This window comes from Pseudomonas sp. GW821-FHT12A04 (assembly GCF_058807755.1).
This window is the reverse complement of record NZ_JBXAQZ010000010.1, coordinates 30,387-50,477: the sequence shown is the minus strand read 5'-3', so window position 1 is coordinate 50,477 and position 20,091 is coordinate 30,387. Positions and strand designations below refer to the sequence as shown.

Annotated in this window: 18 protein-coding genes and 3 pseudogenes; 12 read left to right on the top strand and 9 right to left on the bottom strand. The window is 58.6% G+C overall.

Features of this window, described 5'->3' with window-relative positions:
• Positions 1–81 precede the first annotated feature (81 nt).
• The gene (locus tag AC1RS8_RS16690) at positions 82–1,671 is read right to left on the bottom strand and encodes a winged helix-turn-helix domain-containing tetratricopeptide repeat protein (RefSeq protein WP_489338806.1); all 1,590 of its coding nucleotides are present in this window, start codon (positions 1,669–1,671) and stop codon (positions 82–84) included.
• 259 nt (positions 1,672–1,930) lie between these two features.
• Here AC1RS8_RS16690 and AC1RS8_RS16685 point away from each other — a divergent pair, with 259 nt between their 5' ends.
• From AC1RS8_RS16685 to AC1RS8_RS16670, 4 genes are all read left to right on the top strand, one after another.
• Entirely contained in the window at positions 1,931–2,683 is a 753-nt protein-coding gene (locus AC1RS8_RS16685; protein WP_057714229.1) for an SDR family oxidoreductase, read from the top strand.
• Positions 2,684–2,727: 44 nt separating this feature from the next.
• Positions 2,728–3,141, top strand: a complete 414-nt coding sequence (locus AC1RS8_RS16680) for a cupin domain-containing protein (RefSeq protein WP_057714230.1) — start codon at positions 2,728–2,730, stop codon at positions 3,139–3,141.
• Positions 3,142–3,236: 95 nt separating this feature from the next.
• The gene (locus AC1RS8_RS16675; protein WP_057714231.1) at positions 3,237–4,334 is read left to right on the top strand and encodes an HlyD family secretion protein; all 1,098 of its coding nucleotides are present in this window, start codon (positions 3,237–3,239) and stop codon (positions 4,332–4,334) included.
• Positions 4,331–5,923 (top strand): DHA2 family efflux MFS transporter permease subunit, encoded by a 1,593-nt coding sequence (locus AC1RS8_RS16670; protein ID WP_489338805.1) that lies wholly within the window; start codon positions 4,331–4,333, stop codon positions 5,921–5,923. The genes AC1RS8_RS16675 and AC1RS8_RS16670 overlap by 4 nt, the downstream gene beginning before the upstream one ends.
• Positions 5,924–6,182: 259 nt before the next feature.
• Here AC1RS8_RS16670 and AC1RS8_RS16665 read toward each other — a convergent pair.
• The 5 genes and pseudogenes from AC1RS8_RS16665 to AC1RS8_RS16645 form a co-directional block, all read right to left on the bottom strand.
• Positions 6,183–6,419: pseudogene (locus tag AC1RS8_RS16665) on the bottom strand (hypothetical protein); the annotation flags it as partial.
• A 236-nt stretch (positions 6,420–6,655) separates the two neighbouring features.
• Complete coding sequence (locus AC1RS8_RS16660; protein WP_489338804.1) at positions 6,656–7,348, bottom strand: RES family NAD+ phosphorylase; 693 nt, start codon at positions 7,346–7,348, stop codon at positions 6,656–6,658.
• A complete protein-coding gene (locus AC1RS8_RS16655; protein ID WP_090456513.1) occupies positions 7,342–7,746 on the bottom strand; it encodes an antitoxin Xre-like helix-turn-helix domain-containing protein in 405 nt (134 codons plus the stop codon). The genes AC1RS8_RS16660 and AC1RS8_RS16655 overlap by 7 nt, the downstream gene beginning before the upstream one ends.
• 97 nt (positions 7,747–7,843) lie before the next feature.
• Complete coding sequence (locus tag AC1RS8_RS16650; RefSeq protein ID WP_489338803.1) at positions 7,844–9,340, bottom strand: methyl-accepting chemotaxis protein; 1,497 nt, start codon at positions 9,338–9,340, stop codon at positions 7,844–7,846.
• A gap of 295 nt (positions 9,341–9,635) precedes the next feature.
• Entirely contained in the window at positions 9,636–9,770 is a 135-nt protein-coding gene (locus tag AC1RS8_RS16645; protein WP_340313927.1) for a hypothetical protein, read from the bottom strand.
• A gap of 323 nt (positions 9,771–10,093) precedes the next feature.
• On the opposite strand from AC1RS8_RS16645, the gene AC1RS8_RS16640 reads away from it, so the two are divergent.
• Positions 10,094–10,366 (top strand): hypothetical protein, encoded by a 273-nt coding sequence (locus tag AC1RS8_RS16640; protein ID WP_489338802.1) that lies wholly within the window; start codon positions 10,094–10,096, stop codon positions 10,364–10,366.
• Positions 10,367–10,866: 500 nt separating this feature from the next.
• Here the strand turns inward: AC1RS8_RS16640 and AC1RS8_RS16635 are convergent.
• Positions 10,867–12,164: pseudogene (locus AC1RS8_RS16635) on the bottom strand (ABC transporter ATP-binding protein/permease); the annotation flags it as partial.
• Here AC1RS8_RS16635 and AC1RS8_RS16630 point away from each other — a divergent pair.
• Positions 12,162–12,326: pseudogene (locus AC1RS8_RS16630) on the top strand (DMT family transporter); the annotation flags it as partial. The pseudogenes AC1RS8_RS16635 and AC1RS8_RS16630 sit on opposite strands and share 3 nt — an antisense overlap.
• Positions 12,327–12,413: 87 nt before the next feature.
• Here AC1RS8_RS16630 and AC1RS8_RS16625 read toward each other — a convergent pair.
• The gene (locus AC1RS8_RS16625) at positions 12,414–13,442 is read right to left on the bottom strand and encodes an AraC family transcriptional regulator (RefSeq protein WP_489338801.1); all 1,029 of its coding nucleotides are present in this window, start codon (positions 13,440–13,442) and stop codon (positions 12,414–12,416) included.
• A gap of 516 nt (positions 13,443–13,958) precedes the next feature.
• Here AC1RS8_RS16625 and AC1RS8_RS16620 point away from each other — a divergent pair.
• The gene (locus AC1RS8_RS16620; RefSeq protein ID WP_489338800.1) at positions 13,959–14,453 is read left to right on the top strand and encodes a lecithin retinol acyltransferase family protein; all 495 of its coding nucleotides are present in this window, start codon (positions 13,959–13,961) and stop codon (positions 14,451–14,453) included.
• Here the strand turns inward: AC1RS8_RS16620 and AC1RS8_RS16615 are convergent.
• Positions 14,432–14,593, bottom strand: a complete 162-nt coding sequence (locus AC1RS8_RS16615) for a hypothetical protein (protein ID WP_167362845.1) — start codon at positions 14,591–14,593, stop codon at positions 14,432–14,434. The two genes, AC1RS8_RS16620 and AC1RS8_RS16615, sit on opposite strands and share 22 nt — an antisense overlap.
• Positions 14,594–14,745: 152 nt before the next feature.
• On the opposite strand from AC1RS8_RS16615, the gene AC1RS8_RS16610 reads away from it, so the two are divergent.
• The 5 genes from AC1RS8_RS16610 (at position 14,746) to AC1RS8_RS16590 (ending at position 19,796) form a co-directional block, all read left to right on the top strand.
• Entirely contained in the window at positions 14,746–15,990 is a 1,245-nt protein-coding gene (locus AC1RS8_RS16610; protein ID WP_489338799.1) for a dienelactone hydrolase family protein, read from the top strand.
• A 10-nt stretch (positions 15,991–16,000) separates the two neighbouring features.
• Entirely contained in the window at positions 16,001–16,786 is a 786-nt protein-coding gene (locus AC1RS8_RS16605) for an SDR family oxidoreductase (RefSeq protein WP_489338798.1), read from the top strand.
• A gap of 79 nt (positions 16,787–16,865) precedes the next feature.
• Positions 16,866–18,104: a styrene monooxygenase/indole monooxygenase family protein gene (locus tag AC1RS8_RS16600; protein ID WP_057714243.1), complete on the top strand. Its 1,239-nt coding sequence runs from the start codon at positions 16,866–16,868 to the stop codon at positions 18,102–18,104.
• Between the two features lie 25 nt (positions 18,105–18,129).
• On the top strand, positions 18,130–18,672 hold the full coding sequence (locus tag AC1RS8_RS16595; RefSeq protein ID WP_057714244.1) for a flavin reductase family protein: 543 nt from the start codon (positions 18,130–18,132) through the stop codon (positions 18,670–18,672).
• Between the two features lie 176 nt (positions 18,673–18,848).
• A complete protein-coding gene (locus AC1RS8_RS16590; RefSeq protein ID WP_057714245.1) occupies positions 18,849–19,796 on the top strand; it encodes a SphA family protein in 948 nt (315 codons plus the stop codon).
• The last annotated feature ends 295 nt before the right edge of the window (positions 19,797–20,091 follow it).

The following is a 20,091-nucleotide window of genomic DNA, read 5'->3' as shown; positions in this document are numbered from 1 at the left end:
AAGACACCGCGTTTAATCAGAAAACCCGCGTCATCGTTGACGACCATCGCGAGCAAGCTCGCTCCTACAGGGTGGTCGTCTTCACTCAGGTAGCCCGGCCAGCCGCAGTCCATCGACGAAACGGGCGAAATCCTCAGGCCGTTGAATGGGCAGCCAGTCCTTGAGGGTGCACAGACGCAAAGAAGGATCCAGCTTTTGCAGACGCTGCATCGCCAGATTCGCTTTTTCCATTCGACCGCCGAGCGCATCACTGGCCGCCACCAGCGCCGCCGCGACCAGCAGACTGGGCAGGTTGCCCAGGGCCTTTTCCGCCCACTGCGCAGCGGCATCGAAGTGCCCGGCGAAGAAATGCGCGAGCGCCATCCCCACCTGCATCCTGAACATTTCCGGATCCAGCGGACTCAAGCGAACGGCATGGTTCAAATGCTCGATGGCGGCGTCTGTTTCACCGTGCAGTGCCCGCAGGATACCGCCCAGAAACCAGGCGGGGGCGAGGTTGGGATTGAGCAGGCGCGCCCTGTCGAGCAGCGCAATGCCGCCGTCGACTTCGCCGGCGAGATGAGCAAGCGCATGTCCGCCCCGGGTCAACGCGACGGCATCGTCGCGGCCGAGGGTCACCGCCAGACGCGCCAGGCGTATGCCCTCGGCGATTTCTGCGGGTCGATCGCTCATCCAGCCATTGAGCTTGCGCCAGAAGTGGCACCAGGCGGCCATGCCATAGGCCGAAGCAAATTCCGCATCGAGTTCGATGGCCCGGTAGAACATCGGCAGCGCCTGCTCGATGGCTTCCCGGCTGCCGCTGTGCAGTTTTGCCATGGCCCGCAGGTAGTAGTCGTAGGCGTCCAGGCTTTCCGTCGGCTTGCGCTTGGCGCGTTCGATTTCTGCCCGCTCCAGTTGCGGCGCGATGGCACCGACGACGCTTTCGGTGATTTGGTCCTGCAGCTCGAAGAGGTCGTCGAGCAGGCCTTCGAAGCGCTCCGCCCAGATATGCGTCCCGCTTGTCGCGTCGATCAGTTGCCCGGTAATGCGCAGCCGGTTCCCGCACTTGCGCACGCTGCCTTCGAGCACATAGCGCACGCCCAGTTCCTGGCCGACGCCCTGGGCGTCCACGACCTGGCCCTTGTAGGTGAAGCTCGAATTGCGCGCAATGACGAACAGCCAGCGGATACGCGACAGGGCCGCGATGATGTCCTCCACGACGCCATCGGCGAAATACTCTTGCTCCGGATCGCCGCTCAGGTTCTGGAAGGGCAGGACGGTGATCGAGGGTTTGTCCGGCAGGACGAGCGTAGGGGAGAGGATTTGTTTCGGGGCAGCGCTTGCGCGTTCGTCGATGTCAGGCTGTGGTGTTTGCCCGCTCAAGTCGCCGTTGATCCGACCAACGAAACGGTAGCCCTTGCGGGGGACGGTGCGCACCAGGCGCTGCTCCTCACCGGTATCACCAATGGCCTTGCGCACCGCATTGATGTGGCTGGTGATCGTCGATTCCGAAACGATCCGGTCGCCCCACACCGCCTTGAGCAACTCGTCCTTGCTGACGACGCGGTCGGGATTGTTGACGAACAGCAGCAACAGATCGAAAACCTGCGGTCCGACGGCCACGATTTGCCCGCGCAGGGTCAGCTCCCGGCGCTCCTGATCGAGTACGTAGTCTTCAAACGTGAATGGCAAATTGAGCATCCCCTGGCGAAGCGCCCTCAACTCCGTGTCCCAGGCGGCTGGCGGTTGGTAACTGAGGCAGATGATACGGCAGCTCGACACCCGCTGCACCGTCTGCGGCAAGGGCGGCTGGACGAACGTCAATGGCTTTGGACATAAAACCAAGCACTCGCCAAGGCAAACCCAAGCCCGGCGCAAGGACTTGCCTGGTGCGCGCAGGCACTCTTTCTACACCGACGCAATGGTTGCAGTCGACAAGCGGAGAAAAGTCATGAAGATCGTCGTCATCGGAGGCTCCGGCCTTATCGGATCGAAACTTGTGAACACCCTGCGCGAGCGCGGCCATGATGCGCTCGCCGCCAGCCCCAGCACGGGCGTGAACAGCATCACCCGCGAAGGCCTGGCCGAAGCGATGGATGGTGCTGATGTGGTGGTCGACGTGGCGAACGCACCGTCGTGGGAGGACCAGGCAGTTCTCGATTTCTTTGAAACGTCGAGCCGTAACCTGCTGGCCGCCGAAGCCGCTGCCGGGGTTCGTCATCACGTAGCCCTGTCGATTGTCGGCAGCGAACGGCTTCCCGATACCGGCTATTTCCGGGCCAAGGTCGCGCAGGAAGCCCTTATCAAGGCATCCGGCGTTCCTTACACCATTCTACGTGCCACGCAGTTCTCCGAGTTTGCCGGCGGCATTGTCCAGTCGTTCGCCGTTGGCGAGGAAATTCATGCTTCGCCGGCGCTGATCCAGCCGATAGCGTCCGACGACGTGGTAGCGGCGCTGGCCGATGTCGTGCTGGCAGCACCGGTCAATGGCACCGTTGAAGTCGGTGGCCCGGAAACCATGCCGATCGACGAACTGGCCAGGCGTTATCTGCGGGCGACCCAGGACAACCGCAAGGTCGTGCCGGATGTACATGCCCGTTACTTCGGCGCCGTGCTCGACGATCAATCGCTGGTCACCGGCAAGAACGCACGCCTGGGGGCGATCCGCTTCGACGACTGGCTGGCCCGGTCGATGGCGCAGTAACGGATCGCACCCGCACATTTCCCTACGAATCCAGGAGAAATCCCATGGTTACCCGATTGCTAATGGCCGCTGTCTTCGCGGCGCTCTCGATCAGCGCCGCAACAGCCGCCGAGCCGCCCCCCGGCAAGGTGACGGTGGTGTTCGACCGTCCCATTCCCAACATCCCTGGCAAGAGCATGAGGGGCGTGGTCGTCGAGTATGGGCCGGGTGCCGCATCGCCGGCCCACACCCATCCGAAAACGGCCTTCATCTATGCAACGGTCCTGGAGGGTTCGTTTCGCATCCAGGTCAAAGGCGAGCCGGAAAAGATCTACAACGTCGGCGAAAACTTCGTAGAGGAACCGGGCTCCGTGCACCTGGTCAGCGCCAACGCCAGTGACACCCAACCTGCACGCCTGTTGGCGGTGTTCGTCCTCGACACCGAGGAAAAGGTACTCGTGACACCGATCAAACAGTGAGCCGATCACGCGCTCATGAAGGCTCGACCGCCGGGCGGCAGACCCTGTCGCCCAGTGGCTGAGTCAGTTCTTGGCACTGAACAGGAAATGAAAAAATGAACTCGCTCCTGGACAAGGCCGCCATTGCCACCAGCGCAAGTAGCGGCACGCCTGTGGTCGTGGTGCGGCGAAGCAAGCGCAAGACCATCGGCCTGTTGCTGTGCGTCGCGGCCTTGATGGTCGTGGCGGTTTGGGGAGCCATGGCGTTTTCAAGTGGCGTGACCTCGACCGACAACGCGTATGTCCGCGGGGACGTCACCTCGCTGGCCGCCAAGGTCGCGGGCTATGTCACGGCGGTGGAGGTTCGGGACAACCAGGCCGTGCGTGCCGGTGATGTGCTGTTTCGAATCGATGACCGCGACTACCGCGCCAAACTTGCGCAAGCCGAGGCCAATGTCAGCGCCGCCCAGGCGCGCCTGACCCATGTCGACGCACAGATCCAGCTCCAGCATGCGCTGATCAGGCAGGCCGAAGCGCAAAGGCGCTCAGCCTCCGCCGACATGAGCCTGGCGGCCAAGACCCACGACCGCAGCCGCAAACTGATCGTCAGCAATGCGGTGAGCCAGGCCCTGGTCGATGAAACCGGCACCGCGCAATCCAGAGCCGCGGCCTCGGTTTCGGCCGCTTCGGCAACGGTCGAGGCGCAACAGCAGCGCATCACGGTGTTTGTAGCCGAGCGCGAGGCTGCCGTGGCCGCTGTGAGCCAGGCAGAGGCCGCACGTGATCTCGCCCGGATCGATCTCGAGCACACCGTGGTACACGCACCTGTGGATGGCGTGGTCGGTAACCGTCAGGTTCGCCTCGGTCGTTTCGTCACACCGGGCGTATCCCTGCTCGATATCGTGCCGGTCAACGATGTGTGGATCGTGGCGAACTTCAAGGAAACTCAACTGGAACATATTCGCCCCGGTCAGCCGGTGCGCGTCACGGTCGATGGCTACCCCGATGCGGCACTCGATGGCGTGGTCGACAGCTTTGCACCAGGCAGTGGCTCGGCGTTCAGCCTGCTGCCGCCCGACAACGCCACCGGGAACTTTGTGCGTGTCGTGCAGCGCGTTCCGGTGAAGATCCGCCTGGCTGAAAACCCCCTGCCGGGGCGCATCGTGCCGGGCCTGTCCGCGCGGGTGGAAGTTGCACAAGGGGCCGGCTCATGAGCCGCGTTGCCTGCGCCACGCCGAGCAGCGCCAGGACAATGAACGGCGTCCTGCTCATGGTGGGCATCGTGCTGGCGACGTTGACGGAAGCGATCGCCAGCACCGTGCTGGCCCTCGGTCGCGGCGACATTATCGGCGACACCTATGCCACGCCTGACGAGTTCGCCTGGCTGGATGTCGGCTACATCGCGTTCAAGCTGATCGGGTTCATGCTCGCCCCTTGGCTGATGCAGCGATTTTCTGCGCGCAACGTGATCATCGGCGCCACCCTGGTCATGGGCCTGGCGTGCTGCGTGGCTGCCGTTACCGCCTGGCTGGAACTGCTGATCGCACTGCGCATCCTGCAGGGCTTCGCTGGCGGTGCTCTGCTGGTGGCGGGTCAGGCGATCATCTTTCGCGGCTATCCGCGCGCACTTCAGCCGATCCTGCAAGCCCTGTTCGCCATGGCGGCGGTGGTCGCGTCGGCGACCCTCGCGCCAGCCCTGCAAGGGTGGTTGGTCGACAGCCAGTCCTGGACCTGGATCTTCTTCAGCGTGGTGCCGTTGGCCTTGGCGGCGACCGGCCTCTTGCTCATCGCCGACCACCCCGTGCCCGCCCAGGTCCGGCAACGTTCGTTCGACTGGCTCGGGTTCTCGCTGCTCTCTGCAGCCCTGTTCTGTTTCACCTACGTGCTCAGCCAGGGCAGTCGCTGGGACTGGTTCGAGGAGCCGCGCATCCTGGTGCTGACCGTGCTCGGTACCGCCGCGCTGCTGGCCTTTCTCGGCCAACAGGTGTTGGCCAACGGCCAGGGGCTGCTCGACTTCAGCCTGTTCAGATCAAGCGATTTTACCTTTGCTTTTTGCGTCAGTTTCGTTGCCGGTGCCGCGTTGTTCGGCAGCGCCTACCTGATCCCGGCGTTCGCCCTGTCGGTACTCGCCTTCACACCGACCGATGCCGGCTTGCTCCTGTTGCCCAGTGGCGGTTTTTTTGTCGGTTCGCTGCTCATCGCCGCCTACCTGTTCAGCGTGCGTCGCGTGCCGCCGGTGGCGACCGTGCCGTTGGGTATCCTGCTGATCATGGGGGCGATGTGGATGCTGTCCGGCTCTAGCAGCGAAAGCGGCACCGACGACATGATGGCGGCCATCCTGTTGCGCGGCCTGGGCCTTGGCTTCCTGTTTCTGTCGATCACGCTGATCGCTTTCAGCCACCTCAACAGCCGCAACCTGGCCAGCGGCATCGGCCTGTTCAACACAGGGCGCCAGTTGGGAGGCTTGATGGGCGTCGCCGGGCTGCAGACCTTGATCGACCATCAGGTTGTCAGCAATGGCGTGGTCCTCGGCGCCAACGTCACCCCAGGGGGACACGCGGTCATCGAACGGCTGATGACCACAACCGCGATGCTGGCAGGGAAGGGCATGGATCAGGTGGCCGCTGGCCGGGCAGCCACGAGCTTGCTGGGCAAAGCGGTATCAGGTCAGGCCACGGTGATTGCTTTCGATACGGCGTTCTTCGCCGTGGCCCTGCTGTTCGTCTTTGCCGCGCCCATACTGGTGGGCATCAAGATTGGCCTCTCGCGATCCGCGAAAGTGCATGACCTACAAACGAATTGATAACCCGCACGAAAAAGCCCGGCTGTTGAAGCCTGATGCTGTTCAGTTAAATGAGAACGATCCCCTGTAGGAGCGAGCTTGCTCGCGATGGTCGTTAACGATGCCGCGTGTTTACAGGCTAAACGCGGCGTTCTTGATTCCATCGCGAGCAAGCTCGCTCCTACAGTGAGTGGATCGTTCTCGCTTGATTGAGCAGCATCAGGCTGTTGAGGCCGGGCTTTTCGTTGAGTCTTGCGGTAAAGCACTGCATTCAGACAGCGCGGCTTTCGATCAGACGGTCGGAACCGCCTTCGGCAACACGTTTTTCCAGCAAGCGATCCGAGCCACCTTCGGCCACACGATTCTCGATCAAACGATCGGAGCCACCCTCGGCCACACGGCTTTCAATCAAACGATCCGAGCCGCCTTCAGCGACCACAGGTTGAGCAGGGTTTGCGGCGAAAGCGTTAACTGCGAAAACCGAGAAAGCGATACTGAGGAGGGTCTGGCGTTTCATGATGGTGTGCTCCGGGGTGCTTATGGGTTGGTATGGAGCAGATGTTACGCCGGGGATTTTTCAAGAGAACTTCATTGAAATGATGGTGACTATCGATGCGCTCAATGGATCGCAGATCCCTGTGGGAGCGAGCTTGCTCGCGATGGCAATTTCACGTTCAACATATGTGTCGATTGACACACAGCAATCGCGAGCAAGCTCGCTCCCACAGGTTTTCATGTGCATGACAACGGGGCTCAAGCCTCACTGATCTGACTGACACTGGTGATCTGCCCATTCCAGACCATCTCGTAATGCGCCGTCTGCACAATCGACGAAACCGGCCTCGGCGTCATCAACGCCCAGCAATGACTGCCCGGCATCCGCACCGAGTGATAACGCAAACCGGGGCAACCGGCATCGCGCACCGCCTGCCCCAACACACGGGAGTGGCTGTAGTCGTCCGGCGCATACACCGGATCGCTCATCGGCAGGGCCGTGGCGTCCTTCATCCCGCCATCGCCAAATGCACAGGCCAATCCACGAAACACAAAGCGCTCATAGTTCAGGCTCGGCACCCTCGACCAATACAGCGCCTGGTGATGTCGCACCTCGGCCAGCGCCGCGTCCATCGACTCCGCCAGGTACAACACCCCAAAACGGCCATCGCTGAAACGCGAGCCCGCTGGGTTGACGTGGGTAAACGGCGCAATGGCATAGGAGCAACCCGGAATGCCGAACGGAATCTCGCTGCGCGCAATCAACTCCAGCTGACCCACCTCATTTTTCAACCGCGGATTGGTCAGCGCCTGAATCTCGAACAACACCTCGAACTCAGCCGCATCCGCCACATCATCAAACAACGCAATGGGCGGAAACTTCGAATTGACCAGGCGAAAAGCCTGCAACGACTGACCGGCAAACACCGCCAGCTCACTCGCCATCACCATTGCGCACCCCGCAGCATGTCGATGCGGCGGAAGGTTTCGTACAGCGAAATCATGTCGCCCTGGGCCATGATCTCCAGCGGCGAACGCCCGTTGAAAAACTCGTTGTCATTGGCCATCGAGGCAAAGCCGTACACGTTATCCGGGTTGTCGAACACCAGCCGCAACGTCGCGTGAATGTTCAACACAAAACTGATGCGCTGCATCTGGTCCGCATCCAGCGCCACCGCCCAGTCCGGGTCTCGCTGCCGGGCGCGGGTGTAGGTGCTGCGGGAAATACGCAGGATGCGACAGGCCTGATCGCTGTTGGCCTTCCACTTTTCCAGAATGCTCACGGCGGCACGCAGGCCGGTGACGCATTGGTTTTTGCTGAAGGATTGGGGTTGCAGGGGGACGGCCATGATCAATACCTATCTTGAGTCCATAGACTCAAAGATAGGTTTGTTGAGTCTGTAGAGCAAATCGATTCGACCAACGGAAAACTTCTCCCGTCGAGCATCACTGATGAAACGTCCGCCCCAACGCATCCAGCCGGGTCGCAATGGGCGGCAAGCGCCTGCTGCTCAGCGCCAGTGTCTCCACATCATCCGCCGTGTTTTGCGCAATGCTCTGCACCGACTGCAAGCGCCCGACAATCTCGAAACTTGCCGAGGACTGTTCGCGGGTCGTCGTGACGATCCGCCCATTGAGTTCATCGATCTGCGAGATGTCGCTGCCGACGGCCTGCAACATCGCTGCCGCCACTTGACTGTCCTCGACGCAGCGCACTACACCTTCGCGGCTGTCCTGCATGGCCTCCACGGCTTTGCGGCTGCCTTGCTGCAAGGCTTCGATGATGGTGCGGATTTCCTTGGTGGACACTGCCGTGCGTTGCGCCAGGCTGCGCACCTCATCGGCCACCACCGCAAAGCCCCGGCCTTGCTCGCCGGCGCGCGCCGCTTCAATCGCCGCGTTGAGCGCCAGCAAGTTGGTCTGCTCGGCAATGCTGCTGATCACCTCCAGCACCGTACCGATCTGCTGCGCCTGCCCGGCCAGTACCTGCACGGTCTGGTTGGTGCCTTCCAGGCGTGAGGCCAGTTGAGTGATTTCCTGCCGCGCACGGTTCACGCTTTCCTGGCCGCGGGTGACTTGCGCGCTGGCCTGGCCGGCATGGACAACGGCATGCTCGACATGCACCACGATGTGCTCCATCGCATCGCCCATGCGCTGCATCGACCCGGTCATCTGCGCGATTTCCGTCAACTGATGCTTGGCGCCTTTCTCCAGCGTGTTGCTGGCCTTGGCCAACTCCTGGCCCAACTGACCCAACCCCTGAGAGTCACGCACCACGCCGTCCACCAAGGCGGTGATCTGCATCAAAAACTGATCGAAGCGCTGTGCCAGCGACACATGCACTCGCGCCTTGTCACCTTGGCCGGCACCCGCGGTGAACTGGGACGTGGTCGCCAGCATCTTGTCCAGCATGTCCTGGCTCTCCACCGCATCGGCCTGGCTGTGCATCGCCAGATAGAGCAGCGCGACCGTCTCCATCACCACATAAAAAGCGTGAACGAACACCATCGTCCAGCCACCGTGATGGGCCATCACAAACACCGGAAAACCCTGATGCTGCAGCGCATGAAACACCACGTGATGCAGCGCAATCGTCACCGCCGCCACCAGAATCGGCAGCCAGTCCCGATAAAACGTCAACACCGCTAACAACGCAAAAATCCCGAAGTGCGACTCAATGACACCCTCGGCCTGATTGATATGCAACGCCGCCATCACCATCAAACCCACGCCCAGCAGACAACGCATCAACCGCATTCCGCCGATGGCTCGATACAACAGCGTCAACAACACACTGGTGCCACCGCCCACCAGCAGCGCCTGCTTCAACGTGTCGTGCCAGAACGCCAGGCCGATAGCGAACGCGAACATCAGCCAGATCAGGCCCAGCATGATGCGGTCGGCTTTGCGGTAGTGGTCGAGGAAACGAGGGGGGAAGGGCATGTACGCTTACTCCATGTAAATGAGCCAGAAAAAGCAGGGTTTATGGCAACACGGGACATCGCGAAGGCTTGGGTACGTTAAGGGGCAGACGTTTTCAGAGTCAGGGATGCGAATCTGTTGGCGGCATGGTCGAGCTGTATTTGAGATGCCGTGGAGAGCGTAGCGTTTGGCCATCATTCTAGGCAGCTACGACGTCGCTCGTGGAAAACAATGTCCGATATAGAGGCAAGTAATGCTGAAGTGGCGGGGGAGTGCGACAGACTCCGTTGCAAAGCCTGTCGTACACCCGAGGCAATTACGACTTCTTCGGCGGATAGTTACCGCGCAAGACACCGGACTTGTTGCCGGTTTTGCTCGGCAAATTCGGCACCAACGGACGGGATCTGGGCTGGGGGTTGGAGCGGCTTTGGGGTTGAGGTTGTTTGCTCATGGTTCGCCTCCTGATTTTTCAGGGATTCGCGAAGTGGTTTACTGATGAAGTTTAGCTAATTGACAGTGGGCTGGGTTGTTTGGCGCTTGGGGAGGCTGTTTTGAGCAATCGACCTTTCTTTTTTGACCCCATTGATCCCTCACGCAATTCTCGGATTTTGCCTACAGCTTCAGCAGGGGTTACCCGCTATTCCAAAAATGAAAAACCGGAAATGCTGAAGGGGCAGAAAGGGGAAGCACCGAACTGCTCTATACGCCTGATGCTATAGAGGCGTATCGAGAACAAAGTGAACGAGAGTACAAGGAACTTGGAGGGGTGAAATAATGAGCGTCATTGCAACTATCGTGCTTAACGAAAAACCTGAAGAGGTAATTCTATTTCTTACCAAAAATGAATTAGGCATTTCTTTACCTAGGCTTGACGGCCTTTATAATCTGGCTAACTGGGCGCATGTGGAGAACAACTTAGGGCTATTGAACCTTGTCAAGAAAATGAGTGATGCCGGCTTTATCAAATATAGTGGGGGCGGAGTTGTGAGAGGGCCAAACTGGAGAGAGCCGGCATTCATGCTCGAGGGAAAATATACCTTTGATTGACAGCATCAAGTGCCTGAACGCAGGTGCCAGAGAACGGTGACAGTAGCCATCATTTCGTGGTCGTCCGGTTCTCTTGTCCAGTCGCTTAAATCATCGAAGGTTCCCAGGTTGAGCCGCTGCCGCAGCGGCTCTTCTCATTGTTACGGGCATATTGAGTATCTTCGCCTGATTGGTTTTTCGTGGCCTTGAATCAAGCTGACGGGTAACCCCTTTCTGGAGTAGCAAATAAAGTTGGCGCGAGAGCACCCGTTTTTCTTTACTCCGCCGCCGCCATAGTCGTCCGACTGCTCTAGTCTCTTGTCCTCCCCCTGATGGCTGGGGCGTCTTGTTGATTCATACGAATTGAATCGAGCAGACGAAAAAAAGCCCGCGATGGGGAGAGCGGGCTGGAAATCACAAAGGAGCTGGATCCACCGTATGCCAATGGATGTGAAAATACTGTGATAGATGTCTGATTACTTGCCCGCGTTCGATTTGACGTAGCTGTGTGCCCCGCGAAGTCATACCGGTTGCATCACCTTTCGATGCACCCACTGAGCCTCGCTTTGCAGTTCCAGAACTTGCCAGTGGAAGCGTTCCAGCGAGGCATTGTGGCCGACGCTGATCAGGATCGTCTCCGGCAGCGTTTGTTTGAGTAACTGATAGCAGCGCGCCTCGTTCGCCGCATCCAGCGCCGAACTGCTCTCGTCGAGGAACAGCACCGCGGGGCGGGCCAACAGGGCGCGGACGAAGGCACAGCGTTGCTGTTCGCCAACGCTCAGGATTTGCGACCAGTCCAGTTCGTCATCCAGTTGCTCGCTCAAGTGTTGCAGGCCGACGTGCTGCATGTGCAGGCGTAACGCGGCGTCTGCATCACGATCCGGTTGATTGGGGTACCAGAGTGCTTCGCGCAGGCTGCCTAGCGGCAGGTAAGGTTTCTGCGAGAGTGTCAGGGCACGCTCACGGTCGTCACTGGCGCAGCCGCGAGCGTGAGGCCAGAGTCCTGTGACCGTGCGTATCAACGTCGACTTGCCGTAGCCGGACGGTGCGCTGATCAGCAGGCTGTCACCGGGCTCAAGTGAAAGGTTGAAGCTGTTGAGCAAGCGCCGACCGTTCGGCAACCAGATGTCCAGATCCTTGATTTGAAGGCCCTTGGGCTGCTGCCCCACAACGACATTCGACTTGACTTCGACCTTGTCCAGGCGCTCCTGGAAACCAATCAACCGGTCGATCACCGATTTCCATGCCGACAGCTCCGGGAACACCTCTACGAGATAGGCAATGGCCGAGTGCACTTCGCCGAAGGCAGCGCTGATCTGGGTCAGGCGCCAAGAGGAAACGCGCCGGCGAAGAACTGCGGCGCCATGATGAACATCGGTATGACCGTGGCACTGCGCAGGTAGAAGGTCGAATAGCCCATGATCAGCTTCTGCTTTTTCACCAGCGTCCAAAAGTTTTCCAGCGCCGCCTCCAGGCGTTGGTTGAAGCGTGCGTTTTCTGTCGCTTCACCCCGGTACTGGGCCACCGAGTCGGCGTTTTCCCGCAGGCGCATCAGCGAGAAGCGAAAGTCGGCTTCGCGCCGCTGTTGCATGAAATTGAGCCGCGGCAATGCGCGCCCCAACCAGAACGCCAGCCCCGTGCCCAGAAGGGCGTAGACGAGGGCGATCCACACCAGCAACCCCGGAATGACTACGGACTCACCGGCGAACGGCACGCTAACCAGGCCGGATGCCTGCCAGAGGATGTGCAGGAAGGAAAACAGTGACACCACCGAAGTTAGCAATCCCAGGCTCAGCTTGAGCGATTTGACGATAAGGAGCTGACCGAGCCACTGTTCGCCGCGCTGCTGGCGTTTGTGGCGCTCAATGAAGTACCGCGCGAAAGCCTGTACGCGGGAGCGGCAATGATCATCGTCGGCCTGTGTTTCTCCAATGAACTAATCCGCTTTGGCAGCAAAGCATCCGTCCCTTCGACCGAGTGAGCTATTTTCGGATCCTGATTACTTTGCCGGGGCGAAGCTTGAGGCAGCATTGAGATTGCCCCGGATCTTGCACTGTGAATCCTGAGTTCAGCTTCGGAATCTAAGCGTGGTTGAGGGCGCCTCGCCAAAACGTTTTTTATATTCTTGGGCAAACCGTCCCAAGTGGACAAAGCCCCACTTGAACGCGATGTCGGTTACCGAAGCGTCATGACTCTGTGTGCTTAACTCAAGGTGCACCTGTTCCAGTCGCAGGTTGCGCAGATAGGCCATGGGCGTGGTGTCGCAAAAATCGCGGAAGCCGGCAAATAGTGTGCGTACGCTCACCCCGGCGTGCTCGGCCAACTGCTCGATGCTCAGCGGTTCATTCGCATGAGTCCGCATATATTCCTCGGTCCTTTTGACGAAATAGGGCAAAAGCGCTTTTGGTTTACTGGCGCTCTCCAGTTGTTCCCGCAGATTGTTGGGTTGGCCATAGATCAATGCATTGATCAGGACTGACTCGAACTGCTTGAGCACCAGGGAGTGGTGAAGCGGGTGCTGGTTAGATGTAATCGCGTCGGCCAACATGGCGATCAGCTGGAGAAAGTAGCTTCCGCTTGGGGTCGTCAGGTCGAGTTCTGGCTGGAACTCCAGTGATCTGTCCATCACATGCCCAAGGTGCTGGGCACAATGGTATTCAACTTCACTGCGTTCGATGCGAAGGGCCAATTGGGGGGCGTTGGCATCCCAGCACATCGATAACGGCAGGTTGGGTGAAATCAAAGAGGCCTTATAAGGGGTGGAGATAAAGTCATGGTCGCCGCAGATGATGTGCGCTTTGCCACTGATGGGGATCTGGATCAAGAAAAAATCTTCCAGACGACCGGGATCAATGTTGACTCGGGCTCCATACTCCAGCCGGTTCAAGGACAGGCGCCCACGATTGACGTGGTGCATCCGTGCGCTGATGCGGTCGGTTTCCTGGATGCAGCGCAGCTCGTGATTTTTGAACACACTGCTGACGCCTTTACGAATGGCATCCAGGTCATTGAGAAGGAATAGCTGATTTTCAGGGGTGAACAGGGAAGCTCTGTTAAAGAGACTGCCGCAATTCTCTGGAATGAGATTCAGGCTCATGGTCACCTCACTTGCATGCACGGTTTCGAGGCATGGCGCACAAAGCGTTACCGAGGGTCTGCAGGATAAGGATAGTCGCTGCGCTAATCGGATAGCCCGTGGGCATGTCTGTTTCTTTTAGCGCCCTTGATCGGGCTTTCTACCGACTCTGGCAAAAGTTATGCCAGGCGGCTTTCAGGTTGGCTGGCCGCTGCGAGACCTTACTCATTCGCCCCTGGAATCCCCCCGTAAATATTAGGCGTCCAATGTTTTTTCCTTGGCGGTGTCGGGCTTTTGAGGGGCGAAAAGCGGGGTATCTGAATCAGTCGCGAAGCACTGTTGCCGGATCGACTTTCGGTGCAGGTCGAATTGACCCTGTGGATGCGAATCAGAAAACTTCCTGCAGGCCATGGACAGGTTTAGCGCCCAGCGGATAGTCCCTCTCGATGCAGATGTTCAACATCATTCCAACGCTTCTGAATTAACTGAGGTGGGAGTGCCGACCAGAGCGCTCATCCACTCCCGGTAAGGCGGAACATGATGAACAACTCCTATAGAACCGCTCCGGTAGACGAACTCCGTACCAGTGAGTGCTATGAGTGGGACTGGGAAACTGACGCAGAGGTCCCACCTGGAAGCCACCTCATCACCTCACGAAATGGCTACTACCATCACGGGATCTACTTGGGTGGGCATCAAGTCGTTCACTATTCCGGGCTTTGTGCAGGCTTGCACGCAGGGCCTGTAGAAGTGCTGACACTGCATCGGTTTGCGTCAGGGAAACCGATCTGGGTCAAGAGCACCCGGCAGCTTGGATTTGAACGAGACGAAGTCGTCCGAAGAGCCCTCTCACGGGTAGGAGAAAATCAATACCGACTTCTGACCAACAACTGCGAGCATTTCTGCAATTGGTGTCTTTACGGCGAAAGCCGTAGTGATCAGGTCCGCAAATTTTCAGTTCATCCTCTCGCAGCACTGCGACTTCTTCTGAAGACCCTGCCCGGACTTCTTCAGCAAACCACCATCGCCTGATCCTTCACCTTTGCCTTCCATCGATTGCGCTGAGCAGGTTTTCGTACGTCGACATCTGTGACGAAATCTTCAAGGCACTGTTCTTCATCAACCTGTTGGTTGATGAAGTCAGTAGGTAGCGTCAGCGCTTTCAGCGCCACTCCCAAAGCTTTGTTTCATTGTGCGCATCAGATCCGGTACGCATGGGCAACTTCCTGCATGCCACGGACAGGCATCGCATTCAGCGGATAGTCCGCATCGCCGAAGGTGCCCAATATCATCTCCAACGTTCCTGAACCATTGGAGATTCGAAATGAAAGGCCAGTATGTCAGCGTGCAGGTTCCTTCCGGGGGACACTTCCAGGCTTACCTGGCGACCTCTGTCGATGGTCGCGGGCCGGGCGTCGTGCTCTGTCAGGAAATCTTCGGCGTTAACCAGGCCATGCGCGAAGTCGCCGACCTGTTGGCTGAAGAAGGTTACACGGTGCTGGTTCCGGACCTTTACTGGCGCCAGGAGCCTGGTGTCCAGTTAGGCTACACCGAGGAAGACTTTGGTCGTGCCTATGAACTCTACCAGGGTTTCGACGAGGCGCTTGGCATTGATGACATTCGTGCCAGCCTGAATGCCCTGGAAGCCTTGCCCCAATGTCAACCGGGCGACTTGGGTGTCGTGGGTTATTGCCTGGGTGGCAAGCTGGCTTATCTGGCGGCCTGTCGGTTACCTGAAGTGGCCTGTGCCGTCGGTTACTACGGCGTGGGCATTGAAAACGCCTTGTCGGAAATCGAAGGGTTACAGGGTCGTCTGGTGCTCCATATGGCCGAACAGGATCAGTTCTGTCCCGCCGAGGCTCGGTCCGCGATCCAGGAGACTTTGCAGAAGCAGCCGGGTGTCGAACTCTACGTTTACCCGGGAGTGGATCACGCCTTTGCTCGCCCCAACGGTCATCACTATCACAAACCATCGGCGCTGTTGGCTCACGAACGGACCATTGCCGCATTGCGTCGGGTTCTAGGGCCGGACTACAACCTCTCCGATCTCTGGGACGAGCACGTGCGTCACGAGTTCGACACCCGCGACGTACCCGCCACCATGGCTACCATGGTCGCTGAACCTTACGTCAACCACATCCCGACCATGACCGGTGGCGTGGGTGCCAAAGAGTTGAGCCGCTTCTACCAGCATCACTTCGTCCATGGCAATCCCAAGGACATGGCTCTGACACCGCTGTCACGCACGGTGGGTGCATCGCAGATCGTTGATGAATTCATCATGAGTTTTACCCATGACACCGAGATCGACTGGATGCTCCCAGGGGTGGCGCCGACCGGGCGTCATGTCGAGATTCCGATGCTGGGAGTCGTCAAGTTTCGCGGGCCCAGGCTTTATCACGAACATATCTACTGGGATCAGGCCAGCGTGCTGGTTCAGATCGGCCTGCTTGACCCGACGGGGCTGCCGGTGGCGGGTGTGGTGACTGCGCAAAAACTGCTCGATGAATCGCTGCCTTCCAATACGTTGATGCCGAATTGGGCCTCCAGCGCCAACAAGCCGGTTTAAGGAGATAACCATGTCTCATCTACAGAACAAGATCGCCGTGATCAGTGGCGGCGCGACCCTGATCGGCTCCGCCGTGGCTCGGGCGTTGATGGACGCAGGGGCTAGCGTTGCGCTGTTCGATATCGATCGTGAAGCGGGTCTCAAGGCGGCGGCCGAGCTCGGCGAGAGAGCGGTTTTTTTTCACCTCGATGTGACAGATGACGAACTCATTGCGCATGCGGTCGAAGAGGTGCGAGCGCGTTTCGGCGGGATCGACCTCCTGATCAACCTGGCCTGCACTTACAGCGATCAAGGCTTTGCCTCCACGCGCCAGGATTGGTTGCACGCACTTGATGTGAACCTGGTTTCTGCAGTGGCGTTGACTCAGGCGGTACATCAGGACCTCAAGGCGCGATGTGGTGCGATCGTGAATTTCGCTTCCATCTCGGCCAAGTGTGCCCAGACCGGGCGCTGGCTTTATCCGGTATCAAAAGCCGCCATGGTGCAGTTGACTCGCAGCATGGCCATGGACCTGGCAGCCGACGGCATCCGCGTCAATTCGGTATCGCCTGGCTGGACGTGGTCGCGGGTGATCGCCGAAGCCAGTGGCGACAATCGTAAAAAGGCTGATGCAGTCGCCGCTTCTTATCACCTGTTGGGGCGCCTGGGAGAACCCTCCGAGGTGGCCAATGTGGTGGCGTTCCTTTGTTCACCCGCCGCCAGCTTCGTGACGGGCGCGGATTACGCCGTCGACGGGGGCTACTCGGTCATGGGACCGGAGCAGAACCTGCCAGCGATACCGCGGCTTGCCGAGTAACGCATAACACTGACAAGAAACCCTGTTCGGCGACTGCCGAATGCTGCACCTGTAACCGTCGATAACCAGGAGAATAACAATGCGTCGAATCGCCATCGTCGGAGCCGGTCAAGCCGGCCTGCAACTCGCTCTAGGTTTGCTCGCCAAGGGCTATCACGTGACCCTGACCACTAATCGCAATGGCGAGGACATTCGCAACGGTAAAGTGATGTCCAGTCAGTGCATGTTCAATGCCGCTCTGCAAAGTGAGCGCGATCTGGGGCTGAACTTCTGGGAAGACCAATGCCCGGCTGTTGAAGGTATCGGTCTGACTGTGCCTGACCCTGAGAACCCGAATGAGCCACTGTTCAGCTGGAGTGCTCGGCTGGATCGCTACGCTCAATCAGTCGATCAACGTCTGAAAATGCCGGTGTGGCTGGACGAAGTCGTGAAGCGTGGCGGCGAGGTCGTTATCCAGGACGTAGGTGTGGCTGAATTGGAGCAGTTGTCGGCGAGTCATGACCTGGTGCTGCTTGCTGCGGGTAAAGGTGAGATCGTCAACCTGTTCGAAAAAGATACCGAACGGACGCAGTTTCAGCAGCCGCAACGGGCGCTGTCATTGACCTACGTGAAGGGCATGACACCGATGTCGCCGTTTTCCAGGGTCAGCTTCAACTTGATCCCGGGCGTGGGCGAATACTTTGTGTTCCCTTGCCTGACGACCACCGGTCCTTGCGAAATCATGGTTTTCGAAGGGATTCCGGGCGGGCCGATGGATTGCTGGCAGGGGATCACATCTGCCGAGCAACATCTTGAGAAAAGCCTGGAACTGGTCAATCGCTACGTTCCCTGGGAGGCCGAACGTTGCCGGTCCGTGGAACTGACTGATGACAAGGGTTTCCTGTCCGGACGATTTACGCCGATGGTGCGCAAACCGGTTCTGACGCTGCCGTCGGGGCGCAAGGTGTTCGGCATGGCCGACGCACTGGTGGTCAATGATCCTATTACTGGCCAGGGGTCGAACAATGCCGCCAAGTGCAGCAAGGTTTATCTGGACGCGATTGTCACCCGTGGCGCGCAAAACTTCGGCCCGGAGTGGATGCACGATACCTTCGAGCAGTATTGGAGTTATGCCCGGCACGTAGTGAAGTGGACCAATACGATGCTCACGCCACCGCCTCAGCATCTGCTCGAACTGCTCGGGGCCGCCAGCCAGTCAAAACCTCTGGCATCGGCCATCGCCAATGGCTTCGATGATCCACGCAACTTTGCCCCTTGGTGGTTCGACGCCCAGTCGTGCCAAGCCTTCATTCAGGAAAAGACCCATCAGGCCGCTTGAGTCGCCATCGAGCCAGGAGTTCAACATGAATGCCTTTACCGCAGAATCCATCCAGCATGATCTGGTCAACGCTCAGGACTGCGATCCGCGCGAATTACGCAATCTGCTTGGGCAGTTTGCCACTGGGGTGACCGTCATCACCACGCGTACGATCGATGGACGCAATGTTGGCATGACCGCCAACTCCTTTTCGTCGGTTTCACTCGATCCGCCACTGGTGCTTTGGAGTATTGCCCGCAGTGCGCCGAGTCTGCCGGACTACCTGTCGTGCGAGCATTTTGCGATCAACGTCCTCGGTGCAGATCAGCACGATATTTCCGGACGTTTTGCACGACCTGCGCCAGACAAGTTTTCGGGTGTGGCCTTCAAGGCCGGAGAGTCCGGGGTGCCTCTGCTCGATGGCGTGATTGCCACGCTGGTCTGCCGCAATGTCACTCAGTATGAGGGCGGTGACCATTTGATATTCCTTGGACAAATCGAACACTACCGCCACGGCGCAGGGGAACCGCTGGTGTTTCACGGCGGGCAGTATCGAGTGGCTGCGCAACATCCTGGGGTGAACCGATAAGTCAGGGCTTGAACCTCGCAAAACACTAATACCAGCTGAACATCCTACAGGCGTTGAGACTTGTTGATGCGCTGGCCTGTGCGGCAAGGGTTCAACGTTATGTGGTAACGGACAGCCTTTGCACGCCCATTGCTACGTTCAACTTCTCCGCCTTTAGCCTTGCTGTGGAGAGCGTCATGAAAATAAAAAGAAAACTGCTATCGGTATGTGTGTTGGGCACTGGCCTCTTGGGAATTGAAGCCGCGCAGGCGTATGACCTGCCAGTCGTCAATCTGGGTTTAACATCTTTTCTCGATGGCGCGCCGCCAGCGGGTGCGGGGTGGTACTTTCAGGAATACTTCCAGAACTACAGCGCCAATCGTTTTAGGGATCAAAATGGCAAGTCGCTGGGCTTGCCCAGGCAGGAGCTGGATTATCAGGTCGCTGTTACACAGGTCAGCTATTTTTCCGACCTTCGCTTGGGCAACGCGACGCTGGGCATGAACGCCGTGCTGCCTTTTGTAACGAGCATGGATGTTGATGACGGACTCAATAACGCGGCGCTGAAGGCTCAAAGTGGTATGGGCGATCTGCTTTTGGGCCCGATGATTCAGTTTGATCCAATCATGGGACCCGATGGACCGCGTTTCGCGCACCGCATTGAGTTGCAGGTGAACGTGCCGACTGGCAAATACGACAGTAAGCATGACATCAATCCGGGCGCCAACGCTTGGTCGTTTGATCCCTATTGGGCCGCCACTTATTGGTTTACTCCAAAATGGACGGCATCCGTTCGTGCTCATTATCTTTACAACGGCAAGAACGATGATCCGGGCCCAGGGTTTGGTGGCGCTGACGATATTCAAGCCGGCCAGGCTTTACACGCAAACTTTGCTACCGAGTATGCGGTGACGCCACAGCTGCGTCTGGGTATCAATGGCTATTGGCTGAAGCAAATCACCGATACCAAAGTTGACGGTCATGAGGTTTCCGGCCGTCGCGAAAAGGTATGGGCTGTCGGGCCTGGGGCGATGTACAGCTTTTCCAAAGAGGATCATGTGTTTGTGAATGCGTACTTCGAACAGGACGTCGAGAATCGTCCTGAAGGTAGTCGTGTGCAAGTGCGGTATGTCCATCACTTTTAAGACCGCCACAGTCATTGTGCTCCATAGCTTCGATTACGTTGGTCTTCTGCCTGCCCCTGGGGGGCGGGCTTTTTTTGGGGTCCCTCTACCGGGACCCGTTTTTATTGCGCAATGGTTTGGAGGTCACTTCATTTTCGACTCGGACGCGGTCTCGTGCAGGAGCTGGCTCCTACAGTTTCCCGGGATTGGATGAAGAACCTTTTTTTTCCTTTTCGGGACCAGTCATGTCGGCATCTCCTGCTGCTTCTGACCATGTTGATTGCCCTGGTTGCAGAAGAGCGTCGCCTGCAAAGCA